This window comes from Methylobacterium sp. Leaf89, from assembly GCF_001422215.1.
GTDB lineage: Bacteria > Pseudomonadota > Alphaproteobacteria > Rhizobiales > Beijerinckiaceae > Methylobacterium.
Map to the genome: position 1 here is coordinate 16,447 of NZ_LMML01000032.1, position 17,851 is coordinate 34,297.

A 17,851-nucleotide genomic window follows, 5' to 3' on the forward strand; every position below is an offset into this window, starting at 1 on the left:
CGGATTTCTCTCCACGCAACGACGACACGGACACCAGGAGCAATTTGATGGATCCCTTAGCTGCCAAGTACATCGGTGCCGGCCTCGCCTGTCTCGGGATGGCGGGCGCCGCCATCGGCCTCGGCAACCTCTTCGGCCAGTTCTACGCCGGCGCGCTCCGCAACCCGTCGGCCGCCGACGGCCAGCGCGGCAACCTGCTCCTCGGCTTCGCCCTCACGGAAGCGCTCGGCATCTTCTCGCTGCTCGTCGCGCTGCTGCTCCTGTTCGCCGTCTAAGACACGCTCGTCACGGATCTCGAACCGATACCGGACCGGACGCCGCCTCCCGCAGGGATGGCAGAGGCGTCCGGTCCCCACTCCTTGAATTTACGCGAAGGACGTCATGGCTCAGCCGGCCCATTCGACCGCAACGCATGAAGGCTTCGTCGCGACGCCGGCCGCCGAACATGGCGGCGGTTTCCCGCCCTTCGAGAGCCACACCTTCGCGTCCCAGCTCATCTGGCTCGCCCTCGCCTTCGGGCTGCTTTACTACCTGATGGACAAGATCGCGCTGCCGCGCATCCAGGCCATCCTGCACGACCGCGCCGTGCGTCTGTCGGGCGATCTCGACGAGGCGCAGCGCCTGAAGGCCGAGGCGGATGCCGCCGGAGCCGCCTACGAGAAATCCCTGAGCGATGCGCAGGCCAAGGCGCAGGCCATCGCCCTCGAGACCCGCACGGCCCTCTCGCAGGAAGCCGAGACCAAGCGGAAGGCGCTCGAGGCCGAGCTGAACGCCCGCATCGCCGCCTCCGAGGCGACGCTTCGCACCCGCACCGCCGAGGCCATGGGCAACGTTCGCGGCATCGCCGGCGAGACGGCCTCGGCCATCGTCGAGCGCCTGACGGGCCGCAGCCCCGACGAGGCCGCCCTCGCCAAGGCCCTCGACAGCGTCTCCTTCCCGCACTGAGGCGGACGCCAAACCATACCTGACCGGCAGGACCCGAGGGGCGAAGACCCCGCCGGACCGCCGGACACCATCGAGTTGGGACGACGAGCATGTTGTTGGAAGCCGAATTCTGGGTCGCAGTCGCCTTCGTCCTGTTCATGGCCGTGGTCTGGAAGGTCGGTGGCTTCAACCAGATCACCAAGGGGCTGGACGGCAGGGCCAAGCGCGTCCGCCACGAACTCGACGAGGCGCGTCGCCTGCGTGAGGAGGCCGCCGGCGTCCTCGCCGATTACAAGAAGCGCCGCGCCGAGGCCGAGCGCGAGGCCGAGGCCATCGTGGCGTCCGCCCGCGAGGAGGCCCAGCGGATCGCCGAAGAGGGCCATGCCCGCCTGAACGACTTCATCGCCCGTCGTACCAAGTCGGCCGAGACCAAGATCGCGCAGGCCGAGGTCCAGGCGACCGCCCAGGTTCGGGCCGCCGCTGCCGACGCCGCGGTGAAGGTTTCGGAGGTCATCCTGCGCGAGCGCATGCAGGGTGAGACGGCCGAAGGCCTCGTCCGCCAGAGCCTCGGCGAGGTTCGGACCCGCCTGCGGGCCTGATCCTTCCCTCTGCGACACCAGGGAAAGCCGCCGCGAGGCGGCTTTTTCGTTTTCGGCGCCGTCCCACGCCGGCAGCGTGCTAGAAGGCCGCCCCGATCGCGCCGGCGCCACGCCGCAGCGGAGTTTCGATGCAGCCGATCATTGCGATCCAGAACCTGTCCAAGGTCTACGCCTCGGGCCTCAAAGCCCTCGACGGCATCAACCTCGACATCGCCGAAGGCGAGATCTTCGCGCTTCTCGGTCCGAACGGGGCCGGCAAGACGACGCTGATCAGCATCGTCTGCGGCATCGTCACGGCGAGCGCCGGCCGCATCCTCGCGGGTGGGCACGACATCGCCCGGAACTATCGCCAGGCCCGCAGCATGATCGGCCTCGTGCCGCAGGAGCTCACCACCGACGCCTTCGAGACGGTTTGGGCGACGACGAGCTTCAGCCGCGGGCTCTACGGCCTCAAGCCGGATCCGGCGCATATCGAGCGGGTCCTGCGCGACCTCTCCCTGTGGGAGAAGCGCGACGCGCGGATCATGACCCTGTCGGGCGGGATGAAGCGGCGAGTGCTCATCGCCAAGGCCCTGAGCCATGAGCCGCGCATCCTCTTCCTCGACGAACCCACCGCCGGCGTCGACGTGGAACTGCGCCGCGACATGTGGCGCTTGGTGCGCTCGCTGCGCGACACGGGCGTCACCATCATCCTCACCACGCACTACATCGACGAGGCCGAGGAGATGGCCGACCGCATCGGCGTGATCCGCAAGGGCCAGATCATCCTGGTGGAGGAGAAGGCCGAGCTGATGCGCAAGCTGGGCAAGAAGCAGATGACCCTGAACCTGCAGGAGCCGCTCGCCGCCCTGCCCCCCGCTCTGGCGCGGCACGATCTCACCCTCAAGCCGGGCGGACAGGATCTGGTCTACACCTACGACACGAAGGGCGAGCGCACCGGCATCACGGCGCTGCTGGCCGACCTCGCCGCCGCCGGCATCCGCTTCCGCGACCTCCAGACCAGCCAGTCCTCGCTGGAGGAGATCTTCGTCGACCTCGTGAAGGAACGCGCATGAACTGGTACGCGGTCCGCGCCATCTACGGCTTCGAGATGGCGCGCTTCTGGCGCACGGCGCTGCAGAGCATCGTGGCGCCGGTCATCGCCACCTCGCTCTACTTCGTGGTCTTCGGAGCGGCCATCGGCTCTCGGGTCGCCTCGGTGGACGGGGTCGCCTACGGCGCCTTCATCGTGCCCGGCCTGATGATGCTCTCGCTCCTGACGCAGAGCATCGCCAACGCCTCGTTCGGCATCTACTTCCCGCGCTTCGCCGGCACGATCTACGAGATCCTCTCGGCGCCCGTCTCGCCCCTCGAGATCGTGCTCGGCTATGTCGGCGCGGCGGCTTCGAAATCGATCCTCATCGGCCTCATCATCCTGGCTACCGCCGCCCTATTCGTGCCCCTGCGGATCGAGCATCCCTTCGTGATGGTGCTGTTCCTGCTCCTGACGGCGGTCACCTTCAGCCTGTTCGGCTTCCTGATCGGCCTCTGGGCCGACGGCTTCGAGAAGCTGCAGCTGGTGCCCCTCCTCATCGTGACGCCGCTGACCTTCCTCGGAGGCAGCTTCTACGCCATCGAGATGCTGCCGCCGTTCTGGCGTGCGGTGAGCCTCGCCAACCCGGTGGTCTACCTGATCAGCGGCTTCCGCTGGTCCTTCTTCGGCACCTCGGATGTCGGCGTCGGCGTCAGCCTCACCATGGCGTTGATCTTCCTGATCCTGTGCCTCGCCGGCGTGACCTGGATCTTCCGGACCGGCTACCGCCTGAAGACCTGAGGCGCGGTGGTGCCCTCTCAGGGCCGCTGGGCCAGGAAATCGAGGACGCCCGTGCGGTGACCGCGGTCGCCCACGGCCGTGCTGTGGTCGCGGTTCGGAAGTTCGAGGGCGGTGCCGTTCGGAAACAGCGCCGCCAGCGCCGGACCCGAGCCCGAGACGGTGTCGAGGGTGCCGGTCGTCACCAGGGTCGGTGACGAGATCTCGGCGACTTCGGCGCGCGACAGGGTCTGGCGCGAGCCGCGCATACAGGCGGCCAGGGCCCGCAGGTCGCTCTTCGTCTGCTCGGCGAAGGTGCGGAACGCGGCGGCCGTCGGGTTCGGGGCCGGTGCGCCGGGCTCCGCCTCCAAGGCCTCGGCGATCCCGTCCGGCAGGCCCTTGCCCTCGATCAGATGCAGGCCGAGACCGCCGAGCAGCAGCGAACGGACGCGCTCCGGCGCATCGAGCGCCAGGAACGCGGCGATGCGCGCGCCCATCGAGTAGCCCATGACATCGGCCTTGGGGATCCCGAGATGGTCGAGGAGGCGGCGCGCGTCCTGGGCCATGACGTCCGCGCCGTAGACCTCCGGATCGTAGAGCTTCTGGCTCTCGCCGTGCCCCCGGTTGTCGAGGGCGATGGTGCGGTAGCCGGCCTGGGTCAGGGCCCGGACCCAGAGCGTGTTGACCCAGTTCACCGCATGGTTCGAGGCGAAGCCGTGGATCAGCAGGACCGGGTCGCCCGACCCGCCGACGGCGGGGACGTCGATGTAGGCGAGGGAAACACCGTCGGAATCGAAGCGCTGCATGGGCTCGGGCCTTATCGGTCGGGGCATGGTCCCGCCTCCTTGAACCGTCGGGCGCGCGGACGGAAGCCCACCGGTGGCGCATGGGCGCACATGAAAGCGGCGGCAGGTTGCCCTGCCGCCGCGTTTCGCCGAACCGGATCGTCCGATCGGATCAGAAGGTGATGCCGGTCTCAAGCATGTAGCGCTCCTGCGAGGTCTTCAGGCCGCTGCGGCCGAAGCCGAGGCCGGGCGTGATGTCGTAGAGCTGCACGGTCGAGAACTCGCCGCGGACGAAGTAGCGATCGAAGGTGAAGGTCGGGGTCACGGTGAAGGAGAAGGCCGAGCTACCGGCGCCGTAGAGCACCGAGGTCTGACCGAACGGATTGTTGCGATTGCCGCTCTGGCTGATGTACTCCACGCGGCCCGCGAGGGCGAAGTTGTCCGTGAAGGCGTAGCTGGCGAGGAGGGCGCCGCCGATGGTTTCGGCGCCGGCGAGGCCCAGGACGGCGTTCTGCTCCACGTTGGTGTACTGGACGTACGGCGTCACGATCCAGGGACCGTCCGCATAGGTGTAGTTGGCACTGATGATGCTGCTGTTCTGCAGCGAGACGGGCGTGGCGTACTGGAAGCGAAGGCCGCGACGACCGAACGGGTCCGCGAAGTCGAAATTGGTGTAGCTGGAGAAGTGCGTGCCGCCGTTGATGCCCACCGTGTTGGCGGGGTCGATCTTGTAGGTGATCGCACCCGTGACCCAGTTGATCTCGCCGGAATAGAAGCCGTCGGTCGCGGCGAACGAGGCCGCCCACGGACCATCCGAGTAGTTCACCTGCACACCCTGGTTGATCACGTTCTCCTGGCCGAAGAGGAGGCCGCGCGAGATGTTCAGGTTCTGGAAGGTGAACGGCAGCTCGGAGCCGATCAGGGTCGGCATCCGACCGCCCTGGATCGACCAGTTGTCGTTGATCACGTACTTTCCGAACACGATCGGCGCCGGGGAATACAGCAGGTCCGTCTGGTCGAAGGTGCCGTAGATCGGCAGGCCGAGGCCGGGGATCGAGTAGGCGCCGAAGGCGGCGTAGAACTGGAACGGGCCGTCGGCCTTCTGGATGAAGCCCATCAGGTTCGAGACGTCCACGCGGCCGGCCCGGTCACTCGGCAGCGGAGCGGGCGAGAACGTGTACTGGTTGGGCTGGGTGTAGAAGTAGCCCGTGACCGCACCGCCGACATAGACGTCGCCGAAGGCGCCGAGCGTCAGGCAGGACGGGTTCGGGTTCTGCTTGATGACGCCGCCATAGGCCGGGAAGGTGATCTCGGCCTTGCACGGCGCGGGCGGGGCAGGGACCGCCAGCACCTTCGCCGGCATGTCGGCCGCGAAGGCGCAGACCGAGGACAGCAGGACGGCGGAAAGGGCGAGAAGCGAGCGCTGCATGGCGATGGGAACTCTGCGGGAGGATCTGCGTTACGGCGACGTTCTCAAAGGTTCCCGGTTACGGCAAAGCTATCCTTTGTGCAGACGCCTATTTTTCGGGCAATCAGGGCCGCTCGAACTGGGTTTCGGTCGTGGTGTTGCCGCAATGGAACAGGTCTGAGCACCAGATCCGGTCTCGACCATTGTCCTCAGCTTCCGAAGTGGCGCGAAGGTCCGGTCTGATCTGCGGCCGACCGCATTCGCCCGGAGGGGTCGGTGCGGGCTGATCGGCCCGGAATGTCCGGGACCTTTCGATCCTCCCGCGGCGGCGTCGCTTGCCGCCGCGTCCGTGCGCTGGCATCAGCACGCACGATGAAAGACACGCAGCCCTACGGCACTTACGCTCCCACAGGCCTCGTCGCGCGCATCGCTCGGCAGACGGGCCGGATCTCCTACGCGAGCTGGGCCGGGCGACGCCTCGCCCTGTTCCTGCGCCGCGTGGCGATCGGGCTGCTGCGCGGCGCCCCTCTGGACGTCGAACGCTACGGCGCCCGCATGCGGCTCTACCCCTACAACAACAACTGCGAGAAGAAGGTGCTCTTCACGCCGCAGTTCTTCGATCCGGAGGAGCGCGCACTTCTCCGGGCGAAGCTTCAGCCCGGCTGCACCTTCCTGGATATCGGCGCGAATATCGGTGCCTACGCGCTGTTCGTGGCGGCCTTCGCGGGGCCGCGCGCCCGGATCCTGGCCGTCGAGCCGCAGCCGGACGTATTCGACCGCCTGACCTACAACATCGCTCAGAATCCGTTTGGAACGGTCAAGGCGGTGGCCTGCGCGGTCGCCGACAAGGCGGGGGAACTCACCCTGTTCGTGGATCCCCGCAACCGGGGGGAATCGAGCCTGAAGATCGTCGGGACGAACGAGGGCGCGCAGATTCGTGTGCCGGCCGTGCCCCTGCTCGATCTCGCCCTCGGCGAGGGCATCGCGCGCATCGACGCGATGAAGCTCGACGTCGAGGGCGCCGAGGACCTGATCCTCGAACCCTTCCTGCGGGCCGCCCCCGCGAGCCTCCACCCGCGGCTGCTCATCGTCGAGAACGGCACCGACCAGTGGCAGATCGACCTGCCCGCCTTGCTCGAGCAGCACGGCTATCGCCGGATCGCTCGCACCCGCCTCAACCTGATCTTCGAGCGGGCCGACTGACGGGCCCGCGCGGTTCTTCTGGGACGCGCGCCCTACAGCACCGGGATGGCGTCGGCCACGGCGATGCCGACCGGGTCGATGCGGCAGCGATGGGCGTGGACGGCGACGCCGGCCGCCCGAGCGGCCTGAAGCGCCCGGTCGAAGGCAGGATCGAGGTCCCGCGCGGCATCGAAGCGATCCGCCCACATCTGCACCACGATGATGACCATGGCACGGCCCCCGGCCTCGATGACGGCCGCGAGGTCCGTCATGTGGCGGGCGCTGCGGGCGGCGACGCAATCGGGAAATTCCGCGAGGCCGGGGCTGCGCATCAGGTGACAGTTCTTCACCTCGACATGGCAGGGCGGCATCCCCTCCCCGGTGGCGAGGAAGTCGACCCGGCTGGCACGGGCGTAGCGGACTTCGGGGCGCAGGCCCGTGTAGCCGGCGAGGCAGGGCAGGCCGCTGGCGGCGAAGGCCTCCGCCACCAGGGCGTTCGGCCGCATCGTGTTGATGCCGACCCATTGCCGGCCGCCGGGCAGATCCGCCTCCACCAGTTCCCAGGAAAAGGGGAGCTTGCGCGTCGGGCTCCGGACGTCGGACAACAGGGCCCGCGCGCCCGGCACCGCAAGTCCCAGCATCGCCCCCGGGTTGGGGCAATGGGCCGTGATCACGGACCCGTCGGCAAGCTGCAGGTCGGCGAGAAAGCGCTTGTAGCGACGCACCAGGCGCGCCTCGATCAGGGGCGAAGGGAAGCGCATCGCGGGTCCGGGGCAAGAAACGGGTTGATACGGGCCCCCGTCGACGGGGAATCGGGCCGTCGTGAGGCGCCCGGGCTGGTCAGTACCGACCGGATGCGACAGAATTCGCGCGGCGCGCCCGGGTCGATGACCGGGAAAGCCGCAGTTCGTCCGCGAGGCCGCCATGTTCAATCTGTTCGACATCCTTCAGGCGCAGGCGGGCCCCAACGCGCAGGGTTTCGGACGGCAGTTCGGTTTGTCGCCGGAGCAGAGCCTGCGCGCGATGGAAGCCCTGCTTCCGGCCCTCACGATGGGGCTGCAGCGGAACGTCGCCCAGGATCCGACCGGCTTCGCCCACCTCTTCAATCTCGTCGGCCCCGCCGCGCCGAAGGCGTCGAGCGCGACGCCGCAGATGGACATGCTGGTCCAGCAACTCTTCGGCTCGCCCCATCTGAGTCAGGCCGTTCTGCAGCAGGCCGCTGCCGTCAGCGGCGTGGCGATGCCGGCCTTGAAGCAGATGCTGCCGATCATGGCCGGCATGGTGGTGGCGGGGATCGTCCACGTCATGATCAACCAGCCGCCTGCCGCGGCGCCGGCCCCGCGCGCCGAGGCGAACCCCTTCGGCTTCCCGCCCAATGCCTGGTCGGAGATGATGCAGGCGTTCCTGAACTCCGGCGCCAAGGCCCCGAAGCCCGCGACGCCCTCGCCCCAGGCGCGACCGCGTGCGGCGTCGACGTGGCTCGCGGCTTCGCCCCGGCCGGAGTCCGCCGCGCCGGACAGGTCGGCCACGGAAGCGCCCTTCGACGTGATGCAGCAGATGTTCCAGACGGGCCTGGAGGTGCAGCAGGAGAACGCCCGCGCGATGCAGCGCCTGTTCGATACCTTCTGGCAGGATCCCCGCAATCCCACCGAGACGGGCGGCAACGGTTCGGGTGACCGGCCCAAGGCAGGGCGCACCGGGCAGCGCTAGCCGAAGACCCGCCGTCGGCGACGCCGGCAGAGGATGGCACAGAACCGATCGTCGCCGGGCCATCGACCCGAGGGCGCGGCGCCCTGCCGACCGGTCCCGACGCCGGCCGTCCAACTCGTTCGTCGGATCGGGGCACCACTCGATCGCAGCGATGGCCGCAGCGGCAGGCCGGCGTGGCGCTCGGGCGACGCCCAGATCTGCCCTTCCCGAAGGGATCGAACGGATCGGGCCCGAGAGGCTTGAGATGGGAACCCTTGCAGAACACTTACGGAACGTTTAACGTGTTCGTGGTTTGTTTCTAGTGCCACCCGCCGCGATCCGTTGCGCTAACGAAGAGTGTCCCGCATGTTGACGCGTAAGCAGCTGGACCTGCTCCAGTTCATCCAGCTTCGGATGCGCGAGAGCGGCGTTCCCCCGTCGTTCGACGAGATGAAGGACGCCCTCGACCTGAAGTCGAAGTCGGGCATTCACCGCCTGATCACGGCCCTGGAGGAGCGCGGCTTCCTGCGCCGGCTGCCCAACAGGGCGCGGGCCATCGAGGTGATCCGGATGCCGGAGAGCCTCGGGGGGAATGCGGGCGCCCCGCGCGCCGCTCCGGCCTCCGAGGTTCGCCGCTTCACGCCGAGCGTGGTCGAAGGCGGCAAGGGCAAGGGCCTGCCGGCCGGCGCATCGGTGTCCCGACTGCCGACCACGCAGGCCACCGACGAGAGCGGTCGGGCCGTGACCATCCCGGTGATGGGTCGGATCGCGGCCGGTACGCCCATCTCGGCCATCCAGGAACAGAGCCATTCGGTGACGATGTCGCCGGATTTCCTGGCCGGCGGCGAGCATTACGCCCTGGAGGTGCGCGGCGATTCGATGGTCGATGCCGGGATCCTCGACGGCGACCTGGTGGTCATCCGCAAGCAGGACACCGCCAATACGGGCGACATCATCGTGGCCCTCATCGACGACGAGGAGGCGACGCTGAAGCGCCTGCGCCGGCGTGGATCGTCCATCGCCCTGGAAGCGGCGAATCCGGCCTACGAGACGCGGGTCCTCGGGCCGGATCGGGTGCAGATCCAGGGACGTCTCGTCAGTCTGGTGCGCCGCTACTGAAGGGGGTCCCCGTCCGGTTCATCGCCGGACGGATCCGACGGGTCGCGGGTGCGATCGGGGATTTCCGGTAAGACCGACGCCGGCGGTGTAGAAGATGGCAAGGACGTTCCCGGCGGGTCCAACGGCTTGCGCAAAGGCGTCGCACGCCAGGGCACGACATCCCCGGGATGCTTCGCGGAGGCGAGGGGCGGCCCATCGCGGGTGAGGCGAATCGCGGTCGCACCGTGCGATCCCAGGAAATCCCGGTCGATGACGATCGATGCGGCGCAGCCCCCGGGCGTGGATTGCCGGGTGATCAGGATGTCGGCCCTGGCGCAGTCCTCTCCGAGGGCACGCTTGTCGGTGGTCAGGGCGAGCACGCGGCCGTCGGGTGTGGTCAGGGTACAGCCCAGGCGATCGCAGCGCGCGCCCTCGAACCCCGTGACGTCCTGCACCCGTCGGTCGTCTCCATCGGCCTTGAGCCATTGCGCGAGCACGAAGGGGGGCGGCCGGCCAAGGGTGGCGAGCCGCCCGTTGCGCTGGCGGATGGCGGCGCCCGCCCCCTCCCGATCGACGTAGATGTCGTAGCGATCCGGGGCAGCCGCACAGGCGATGCCGATCGCTGCCGGAATGAGGCCGAGCCAGCGCAGCGACGAGGCCGGGAGCGTCAGGACGATCAGGGCGGCGGCCAGGAGGCCGAGGGCCCCCGTGCCGAAGGCCGGGACCACGACGACGGCGTTGCCGAAGCCCGCGATCCAGGTCGAGATGGTCAGCATCCCCCGCACCGCCAGGCCCATGGCCCACCAGACCGGCTGATCCAGCGCGAACGGATAGGCGAGGATGCCCAGAACCGCTGACGGCATCACCGCCAGGGAGACCAGCGGCAGGGTGAGCGCATTGCCCACCAGCCCGAAGGGCTGCACCGTCTGGAAGTGGTAGGTGGCGAAGGGCGCGGTGGCGATCTGGGCCACGAGCGTCGTGGCCAGGGTTCCCAGGACCGCCGCGGTCGCCAGGGCGACGATCCGGGGGAGCAGGCCGGCACCGTCGCGATGTCGCCCGCGTCCGGCGATCAGCGGCGCGCAGGCGATCAGGCCGGCCACCGCCGCGAACGACATCTGGAAGCTCGGGCCGAGGAGGCCGTCCGGCTCGCGGGCCAGGGCGATCAGGGCGGCGAGGGCTAGGTTTCGCATGCTGAGCGCCGGGCGATCGACCAGGATCGCGCCGAGCATCACGAGGGTCATGATCAGCGAGCGCTCGGCGGCGATGTCCCAGCCGGAGAAGACGCAGTAGGCCGTCACGCCCACCATGGCGACGGCAGCGGCGATCTTCTTGATCGGCCAGTGCAGCGCCGCGAACGGAACGAGGGCCAGGAGCGCCCGCACGAGCCAGAACACCACGCCGGCCGCCAGGACCATGTGAAGGCCCGAGATCGAGACGACGTGGTAGATGCCGGCGGCGCGCAGGATGTCGTTGGTCTCGGGGCTGATCAGGCCGCGCTTGCCCGTCACCAGGGCCGCCGCCACCGCCCCGGCCTGTCCGCCGTTGGCGTCGGTGATGCGGCGCGTCAGGGCGTTGCGGGCCACGTCGACGGCGGCCGCGAGGCGGATCTGCCAGTCCGCGCTCTCGGCCGGCGGTCGCAGGTCGACCTTGCCGACGAGGGAGCCCACCGCGCCGATCTCACGGAAGAAGGCATCCCGGGCGAAATCGTAGCCTCCGGGGCGGGCGGCTTCCGGCGGCGGAAGCAGGCGCGCGGTCGCGGCGATGCGGTCGCCCGGCTTCAGGGTATTCGCCTTGCGGTAGGAGACCCGCACCCGGACCGGGCGGACCTCGGCGCCGAGGGTGCCGAAGCTCTCGACGCGGAGGATCAGGCGCGCCCCCTCCTCCCGCTCGTCCAGCCCTTCGATGGTGCCCACCAGCGGACCGATCGTGGTGCGGGCGAGGATCGGCCCGTCGACCGAGCGGACCCGCGCGGCGGCCGCCGCGAAGCCCAGGAGGGCGGCGACGGCGGCGAGCACCAGGGCCAGGCCGAACGGGCGCGCCACGAGGAGGGGCGTCGTCGCGGCGAGCAAGGCGGCGGCCGCGAGCGGCGCCAGGAGCGACGGCGTCCCCTGCGTACCGAGGAAGAACGCGAGGATGCCACATCCGAACGCGACGGCGAGCCAGGCGAAGAGCCGGCGCTGCTCGATCTCGCGGGTCCATCCCGCCCGGAACCAGTCGCGGATCGGCCCGGCGCCCGGGCGACGCGCGGCGAGGTGGCGCGTGATGCGCCCCATCGCCGTCGTCGCCCGCGCCTGCGCCATCGCGAAAACCTCCGGGCGTGCGTCCGTGACCGGGAGCCGGCGATGCGCCCTGCGATCCTGGGAACAGGACGATTCCTTAACGCGTGCCCGCGCGCATGCTACACGCGCGGTTCCGGGCCGGTCGATCCGCTTCCCGCCCGAATCACGAGCCATTCAAGTCCAGATTGATGTCGTCAGCCGTCGTCACGCGTTTCGCGCCCTCGCCCACGGGCTACCTTCACATCGGCGGGGCTCGCACGGCCCTGTTCAACTGGCTCTATGCCCGCCGCTTCGGCGGCCGCATGCTGCTGCGCATCGAGGACACCGATCGCGAACGCTCGACGCAGGGCGCCATCGACGCGATCCTGGACGGCATGCGCTGGCTCGGGCTCGATTGGGACGGGGACGTCATCTACCAATACGCCCGCGCCGCCCGTCACCGCGAAGCCGCCGAGAGCCTGCTGGCCTCCGGCCACGCCTATCGCTGCTACGCGACGCCCGACGAACTGACGGCGATGCGCGAGGCGGCCCGCGCAGAGGGGCGGCCCCTGCGCTACGACGGGCGCTGGCGCGACCGCGACCCGTCCGAGGCGCCCGCCGGCGTCAAGCCGGTGATTCGCCTGCGCGCCCCGACCGACGGCGAGACCGTGGTCGAGGACGGCGTGCAGGGCCGGGTCGTCTGGCAGAACAAGGATCTCGACGACCTCGTCCTGCTGCGTTCGGACGGCAACCCGACCTACATGCTCGCCGTCGTGGTGGACGATCACGACATGGGCGTCACCCAGGTCATCCGCGGCGACGACCACCTGACCAATGCGGCGCGCCAGCGCCAGATCTCCGATGCCCTCGGCTGGGAGGCGCCCGCCATGGCGCATATCCCGCTGATCCACGGCGCGGACGGCGCCAAGCTGTCGAAGCGGCACGGGGCCCTCGGCGTCGATGCCTACCGCGACCTAGGCTACCTGCCGAGCGCCCTGCGCAACTACCTCGTGCGCCTGGGCTGGAGCCACGGTGACCAGGAGGTCTTCTCCACCGAGGAGATGATCGCCGCCTTCGACCTCAAGGCCATCGGGCGGTCGCCCGCGCGCTTCGACTTCGCCAAGCTGGAAAACCTCAACGGCCTCTACATCCGTGGCGCGGCCGATGCGGACCTCGTCGCGGCGATCGACGAGGTGCTGCCGGCGCTCGGCCCGGCACGGGGGATCGCGGTGCCCATGAGTCCGGCTCTGCGGGAGACGCTCACCGCCGCGATGCCGGGCCTGAAGGAGCGGGCCAAGACCCTCGTCGAACTCCTGGACAGCGCCTACTACCTCACCGCGGCCCGGCCCCTCGTGCCCGACGAGAAGGCCAAGGGTCTGCTCGGCGACGAGGCCCGGAATCGCCTGGCCGCCCTCCTGCCGGCCCTCGAGCGGTTGCCCGATTGGACCGCCGCCGCCACCGAGGGCGCGGTCCGGCAGTTTGCCGAGGCGAACGGCCTGAAGCTCGGCCAGATCGCGCAGCCCCTCCGGGCGGCGCTCACCGGCCGCGCCACCTCGCCGCCGGTCTTCGACGTCATGGCCGTGCTCGGCCGGGAGGAGTGTCTCGGCCGGCTCCGCGACCAGACCGGCTGACCATCGCACTGCAGCAAAATGCCGGTTCGTCCGAGTGCTCCGAGTGGAAGAATGACAAATCGGCCCGGATTTCGCTTCGACGTCGAGGTGAGCCGGGCCGTCGGTTGATGACGGTCCGCCGATCCGCTACCCCCATGCTCGTGTGAGCAAGTGCAGCATGCGCCGCATTTGCACCCCGGACCCGGGTGGTCGATTGCATCGCCACGCGGGCCGACGCCGCCCCGCTGCCACGAAAGGGTCCAGGTCTCCATGAGCGCCTCCAGCACGATCACCGTGGGCGACAACCACGTCGAACTTCCGATCAAGACCGGCACCATCGGGCCGGACGTGATCGATATCGGCAAGCTCTACGCGAAGACGGGCAAGTTCACCTTCGATCCCGGCTTCACCTCCACCGCCTCCTGCGAGTCGAAGATCACCTACATCGACGGCGATGCGGGCATTCTCCTCTATCGTGGCTATCCGATCGAACAGATCGCCGAGCACGGCGACTTCCTCGAAACCTGCTACCTCATGCTGTTCGGCGAGCTGCCGACCCCGGCCCAGAAGGCGGATTTCGACTACCGGATCACGCGCCACACCATGGTGCATGACCAGATGAACCGCTTCTTCCAGGGGTTCCGCCGCGACGCGCACCCGATGGCGATCATGGTCGCCTGCGTCGGTGCCCTCTCGGCCTTCTATCACGATTCCACCGACATCTCGGACGACCAGCAGCGCATGGTCGCGTCGATGCGGATGATCGCCAAGATGCCCACCCTGGCGGCGATGGCCTACAAATATTCGATTGGACAGCCCTTCGTTTATCCGAAGAACGATCTCGACTATACCTCGAACTTCCTGCGGATGTGCTTCGCGGTTCCGTGCGAGGAGTTCAAGGTCAATCCGATCTTCGCGCGCGCGCTCGACCGGATCTTCATCCTCCACGCCGATCACGAGCAGAACGCCTCGACCTCGACCGTGCGTCTCGCGGGCTCCTCGGGGGCCAATCCCTTCGCCTGCATCGCGGCCGGCATCGCCTGCCTGTGGGGACCCGCCCATGGGGGCGCCAACGAGGCGGCCCTGAAGATGCTCGAGGAGATCGGGCATCCGGAGAACGTGGCCAAGTACGTAGCCAAGGCCAAGGACAAGAACGATCCCTTCCGCCTGATGGGCTTCGGCCACCGCGTCTACAAGAACTACGATCCGCGCGCGCGCATCATGCAGAAGACCACCCACGAGGTGCTGGGTCAGCTCGGGATCAAGGACGATCCGCTGCTCGAAGTCGCCGTGCAGCTGGAGCAGATCGCCCTGAAGGACGACTACTTCATCGAGAAGAAGCTCTATCCGAACATCGATTTCTACTCGGGCATCACCCTCAAGGCGATGGGCTTCCCGACCTCGATGTTCACGGTGCTGTTCGCCCTGGCCCGCACCACCGGCTGGATCGCCCAGTGGGCCGAGATGATCGAGGATCCCTCGCAGAAGATCGGCCGTCCGCGTCAGCTCTACATCGGTCCCGATAAGCGGGAATACACCCCGATCGATCAGCGCGCCTGACCCAGGCCACCCCGCGCCGGACCCCCTCCGGCGCGGAATGCGTCTTCGGATCGGTGCCGTCGCCGCCGATCCGCGACCCGGACCGCCCTAGTGCGGGCGCGCGCGATCAACGATGGCCCGGGCGGCCGCGAAGGCCTCGTCGGGATCGAGCGCGGTGGTATCGAGGAGGACGGCGTCCGTCGCCGCCTTCAGCGGCGCCGTGGAACGCTGCGCGTCCCGTGCGTCGCGGGCGACGATATCGTCGAGAATGGCGCCCAGGCTCGCGGATTCCCCGCGCCGCAGCAATTCGAGGTGGCGGCGCCGGGCGCGCTCCTCGGGCGCGGCCGTGATGAAGAGCTTCACCTGGGCGTTGGGGCAGACCACGGTCCCGATATCGCGTCCGTCCAGCACGGCGCCGCTGGCATCGCCGGCAAAGCGCTGTTGCCAGGCCAGGAGGGCGGCCCGCACGGCGGGGACCGCCGAGATGCGGGAGGCCGCCTCGCCCATGGCGCGCTCGCGCAGGCGCGGATCGGCGAGCCGGTCCGCGATCAGGCTGGAGGCGGCCCGCGCCGCGGCCTGATGATCGTCGAGGCTGTGGCCGGAATCGATCACCGTCAGGGCGACGGCCCGGTAGAGCAGGCCGGTATCGAGGTGAGGCAGGCCGTAATGGGCGGCCAGCCGCTTGGCGAGGGTGCCCTTGCCCGAGGCGGCGGGGCCGTCGATCGCGATCACCATCGGCATCGCGCTCATCCTTCGATCCGGCCGCCGAGGCCCTGCATCGTCGGCAGGAAGCTCGGGAAGCTCGTGGCGATCATCGCGCCGTCATCCACCGTGACCGGCTCCCGGGTGGCGAGGCCCATCACCAGGAACGCCATGGCGATGCGGTGATCGAGATGGGTCGCCACGGTGCCACCCCCCCGGGCCGGCTCGCCGGTGCCGTGGACGACGAGATCGTCACCCTCGACGAGATAGGCGACGCCGTTGGCGCTGAGTCCGTCCGCCACCGCCGCGAGGCGGTCGGATTCCTTCACCCGCAGCTCGTGCAGGCCGCGCATCCGCGTCGTGCCCTCCGCGAAGGCGGCCGCGACGGCGAGCACCGGGTACTCGTCGATCATGGCCGGCGCGCGCTCCGGGGGCACGTCGACGCCCCGGAGGCGGCTCGCCCGCACGCGCAGGTCGGCGACGGTCTCGCCGCCCTCCTCCCGCTCGCGCAGGCGCTCGATGTCGGCGCCCATCTCGATCAGGGTGGTGATGAGCCCGATCCGCAGGGGGTTCATCATGACGCCTTCCAGCGTCACCTCGGAGCCGGGCACGATGAGGGCCGCCACCAGGGGGAAGGCCGCCGACGAGGGATCGGCGGGGACGACCACCTTGGTACCCCGGAGCATGGGCTGCCCGGTGAGCGCGATCGTCCGCCCGTGTCCGTCGGGGCCGTGGGGCGTCACCGTGACCTCGGCGCCGAACAGGCGCAGCATCCGCTCGGTGTGATCGCGGGTGGCCGCCGCCTCGATCACCGTCGTGGTTCCCGGGGCGTTCAGGGCGGCCAGCAGCACGGCCGACTTGATCTGCGCCGAGGCCACGGGCGTCTCGTAGGTGATCGGGATCGCCTCGCGGGGGCCGCGCAGGGTCAGGGGCACGCGGCCGCCCTCCTCCTCGCGCACCACCTCGGTTCCCATCCGCACAAGCGGATCCAGGATGCGGCGCATGGGCCGCTTGCGCAGGGAGGCATCGCCGTCGAAGGTCGCGGTGACGGGCTGGCCGCCCACGACGCCCATCATCAGGCGCGAGCCGGTCCCGGCATTGCCGAAATCGAGCACGTCCTCGGGATCGCTCAGGCCGCCGATCCCGACGCCGCGCAGGCGCCAGCGCCCCTCGCCCACCCGCTCCACGTCGGCCCCGAGGGCCTTGGCGGCCGCCGCGGTGCGCAGGACGTCGTCGCCCTCGAGAAGGCCCTCGACATTGGTCTCGCCGATGCTGAGCAATCCGAGAATCATCGCGCGGTGCGAGATGGACTTGTCCCCCGGAGGCCGCAGGCTGCCCTGGAGAGGCAGGCCCGCATGGGCAGTCAGGGGGTGCGGCTGGGAATCATGGGACACGGGCGTCGACTTTTCGGCTGGGCGCAGGGGCGCCTGCGGGCTTCTGCAGGCGCGCCGATCATGGGGCCGGTTAACATGCGTCGCCGCCGCCGTCATCCGATGGCGCGCATCCCGGGCCGCTTGGCCCGGAAAACGCCCGTGGACGGCCGAAGACGGACGTGGAACGTACGTCAACCGCAAGAGAATTTGACAGGAGCGTCCCACGCGACTAACGGGGCGCCTCTCCCAAAAGATCGCACGTACTAGAGGTTCGCCCGTGGCCAGACCGGAACTCGGCTTGAAGCGTCAATGCATGAGCTGCGGCGCCAAGTTCTACGACCTCGACAACGACCCCCCGACCTGCCCGAAATGCGGAACGATCTATCAGGTCGCGGCAGCCTCCGGCCGTGCCGCCCCGGCCCTCGCGGCGCGGGCCAACGCCGCCCCGGCCGATGACGACGAGGATACGGATGCCGAGAAGGGCGGTCCGGAGATCGTGTCCCTCGACGAGGTCGAGGCGGCCGAGGACGAGGCGGACACGACGACCGAGGACGTCGACGGCGACAGCAACGACGATACGGACGACACCTTCCTCGAGGAAGAGGACGCCGGTGACGACGACGTGGCCGACCTGATCGACGGCGACATCGAGAACGACGAGGAGAGCTGACGCTCGCCCGCGCCCTCCGCCCAACCTCCGGCAAAAAAGTTTGCCGGCAGGGCACAAAGGGGGTTGAGGCCGCGGACAAGCCCCAGTACATCACCGCTATCGGCGGTGGGCGACACGCCCGCCGACGACGACCACCCCGGGCCTTCCAGAGGCCGGGGTGTTGAGAGTGGGGCCTTAGCTCAGCTGGGAGAGCGCTTCCATGGCATGGAAGAGGTCATCGGTTCG

The 17,851-nt window shown here is 69.4% G+C and carries 17 protein-coding genes; 11 read left to right on the forward strand and 6 right to left on the reverse strand.

Features of this window, described 5'->3' with window-relative positions:
• The first annotated feature begins 47 nt into the window (after positions 1-47).
• From ASF18_RS22355 to ASF18_RS22375, 5 genes are all read left to right on the forward strand, one after another.
• Positions 48-275, forward strand: coding sequence for a F0F1 ATP synthase subunit C (locus tag ASF18_RS22355; RefSeq protein WP_018044493.1), 228 nt, complete (start codon positions 48-50; stop codon positions 273-275).
• 106 nt (positions 276-381) lie between these two features.
• Positions 382-945, forward strand: coding sequence for an ATP synthase subunit B (locus ASF18_RS22360; protein WP_056215787.1), 564 nt, complete (start codon positions 382-384; stop codon positions 943-945).
• A gap of 92 nt (positions 946-1,037) precedes the next feature.
• Positions 1,038-1,523 (forward strand): ATP F0F1 synthase subunit B, encoded by a 486-nt coding sequence (locus tag ASF18_RS22365; RefSeq protein ID WP_200917684.1) that lies wholly within the window; start codon positions 1,038-1,040, stop codon positions 1,521-1,523.
• 128 nt (positions 1,524-1,651) lie between these two features.
• The gene (locus ASF18_RS22370; protein ID WP_056355518.1) at positions 1,652-2,578 is read left to right on the forward strand and encodes an ABC transporter ATP-binding protein; all 927 of its coding nucleotides are present in this window, start codon (positions 1,652-1,654) and stop codon (positions 2,576-2,578) included.
• The gene (locus ASF18_RS22375) at positions 2,575-3,336 is read left to right on the forward strand and encodes an ABC transporter permease (RefSeq protein ID WP_056215796.1); all 762 of its coding nucleotides are present in this window, start codon (positions 2,575-2,577) and stop codon (positions 3,334-3,336) included. Before ASF18_RS22370 ends, ASF18_RS22375 begins: the two co-directional genes overlap by 4 nt.
• A 17-nt stretch (positions 3,337-3,353) precedes the next feature.
• Here ASF18_RS22375 and ASF18_RS22380 read toward each other — a convergent pair whose 3' ends face one another.
• Positions 3,354-4,118 (reverse strand): alpha/beta fold hydrolase, encoded by a 765-nt coding sequence (locus ASF18_RS22380; protein ID WP_056355521.1) that lies wholly within the window; start codon positions 4,116-4,118, stop codon positions 3,354-3,356.
• 151 nt (positions 4,119-4,269) lie between these two features.
• Entirely contained in the window at positions 4,270-5,532 is a 1,263-nt protein-coding gene (locus ASF18_RS22385; protein ID WP_056215943.1) for an outer membrane beta-barrel protein, read from the reverse strand.
• Between the two features lie 345 nt (positions 5,533-5,877).
• On the opposite strand from ASF18_RS22385, the gene ASF18_RS22390 reads away from it, so the two are divergent.
• Positions 5,878-6,708, forward strand: a complete 831-nt coding sequence (locus tag ASF18_RS22390) for an FkbM family methyltransferase (protein WP_056215801.1) — start codon at positions 5,878-5,880, stop codon at positions 6,706-6,708.
• A 32-nt stretch (positions 6,709-6,740) separates the two neighbouring features.
• On the opposite strand, the gene sfsA is transcribed toward ASF18_RS22390, so the two are convergent.
• Positions 6,741-7,448, reverse strand: a complete 708-nt coding sequence (sfsA, locus tag ASF18_RS22395; protein ID WP_056355523.1) for a DNA/RNA nuclease SfsA — start codon at positions 7,446-7,448, stop codon at positions 6,741-6,743.
• 163 nt (positions 7,449-7,611) lie between these two features.
• Here sfsA and ASF18_RS22400 point away from each other — a divergent pair, with 163 nt between their 5' ends.
• Positions 7,612-8,397, forward strand: coding sequence for a DUF937 domain-containing protein (locus tag ASF18_RS22400; protein WP_056355526.1), 786 nt, complete (start codon positions 7,612-7,614; stop codon positions 8,395-8,397).
• 345 nt (positions 8,398-8,742) lie between these two features.
• A complete protein-coding gene (gene lexA, locus ASF18_RS22405; protein ID WP_056215804.1) occupies positions 8,743-9,495 on the forward strand; it encodes a transcriptional repressor LexA in 753 nt (250 codons plus the stop codon).
• Here the strand turns inward: lexA and ASF18_RS22410 are convergent.
• Complete coding sequence (locus ASF18_RS22410) at positions 9,489-11,747, reverse strand: ComEC/Rec2 family competence protein (protein ID WP_056355603.1); 2,259 nt, start codon at positions 11,745-11,747, stop codon at positions 9,489-9,491. The two genes, lexA and ASF18_RS22410, sit on opposite strands and share 7 nt — an antisense overlap.
• Before the next feature lie 194 nt (positions 11,748-11,941).
• Between ASF18_RS22410 and gltX the strand changes: the two genes are divergently transcribed.
• Both gltX and gltA read left to right on the forward strand, forming a co-directional pair.
• The gene (gene gltX / locus ASF18_RS22415; RefSeq protein WP_056355529.1) at positions 11,942-13,363 is read left to right on the forward strand and encodes a glutamate--tRNA ligase; all 1,422 of its coding nucleotides are present in this window, start codon (positions 11,942-11,944) and stop codon (positions 13,361-13,363) included.
• Between the two features lie 249 nt (positions 13,364-13,612).
• Positions 13,613-14,902 carry a citrate synthase gene (gltA, locus tag ASF18_RS22420; RefSeq protein ID WP_056215808.1) on the forward strand — a complete coding sequence of 430 codons (1,290 nt, stop codon included), beginning with the start codon at positions 13,613-13,615 and terminating at the stop codon, positions 14,900-14,902.
• An 87-nt stretch (positions 14,903-14,989) separates the two neighbouring features.
• Here gltA and cmk read toward each other — a convergent pair whose 3' ends face one another.
• Positions 14,990-15,622 (reverse strand): (d)CMP kinase, encoded by a 633-nt coding sequence (cmk, locus tag ASF18_RS22425; protein ID WP_056215952.1) that lies wholly within the window; start codon positions 15,620-15,622, stop codon positions 14,990-14,992.
• A 5-nt stretch (positions 15,623-15,627) separates the two neighbouring features.
• On the reverse strand, positions 15,628-16,977 hold the full coding sequence (aroA, locus tag ASF18_RS22430; RefSeq protein ID WP_056215810.1) for a 3-phosphoshikimate 1-carboxyvinyltransferase: 1,350 nt from the start codon (positions 16,975-16,977) through the stop codon (positions 15,628-15,630).
• Positions 16,978-17,233: 256 nt separating this feature from the next.
• Here aroA and ASF18_RS22435 point away from each other — a divergent pair, with 256 nt between their 5' ends.
• Positions 17,234-17,626 (forward strand): TIGR02300 family protein, encoded by a 393-nt coding sequence (locus tag ASF18_RS22435; protein ID WP_082487898.1) that lies wholly within the window; start codon positions 17,234-17,236, stop codon positions 17,624-17,626.
• The last annotated feature ends 225 nt before the right edge of the window (positions 17,627-17,851 follow it).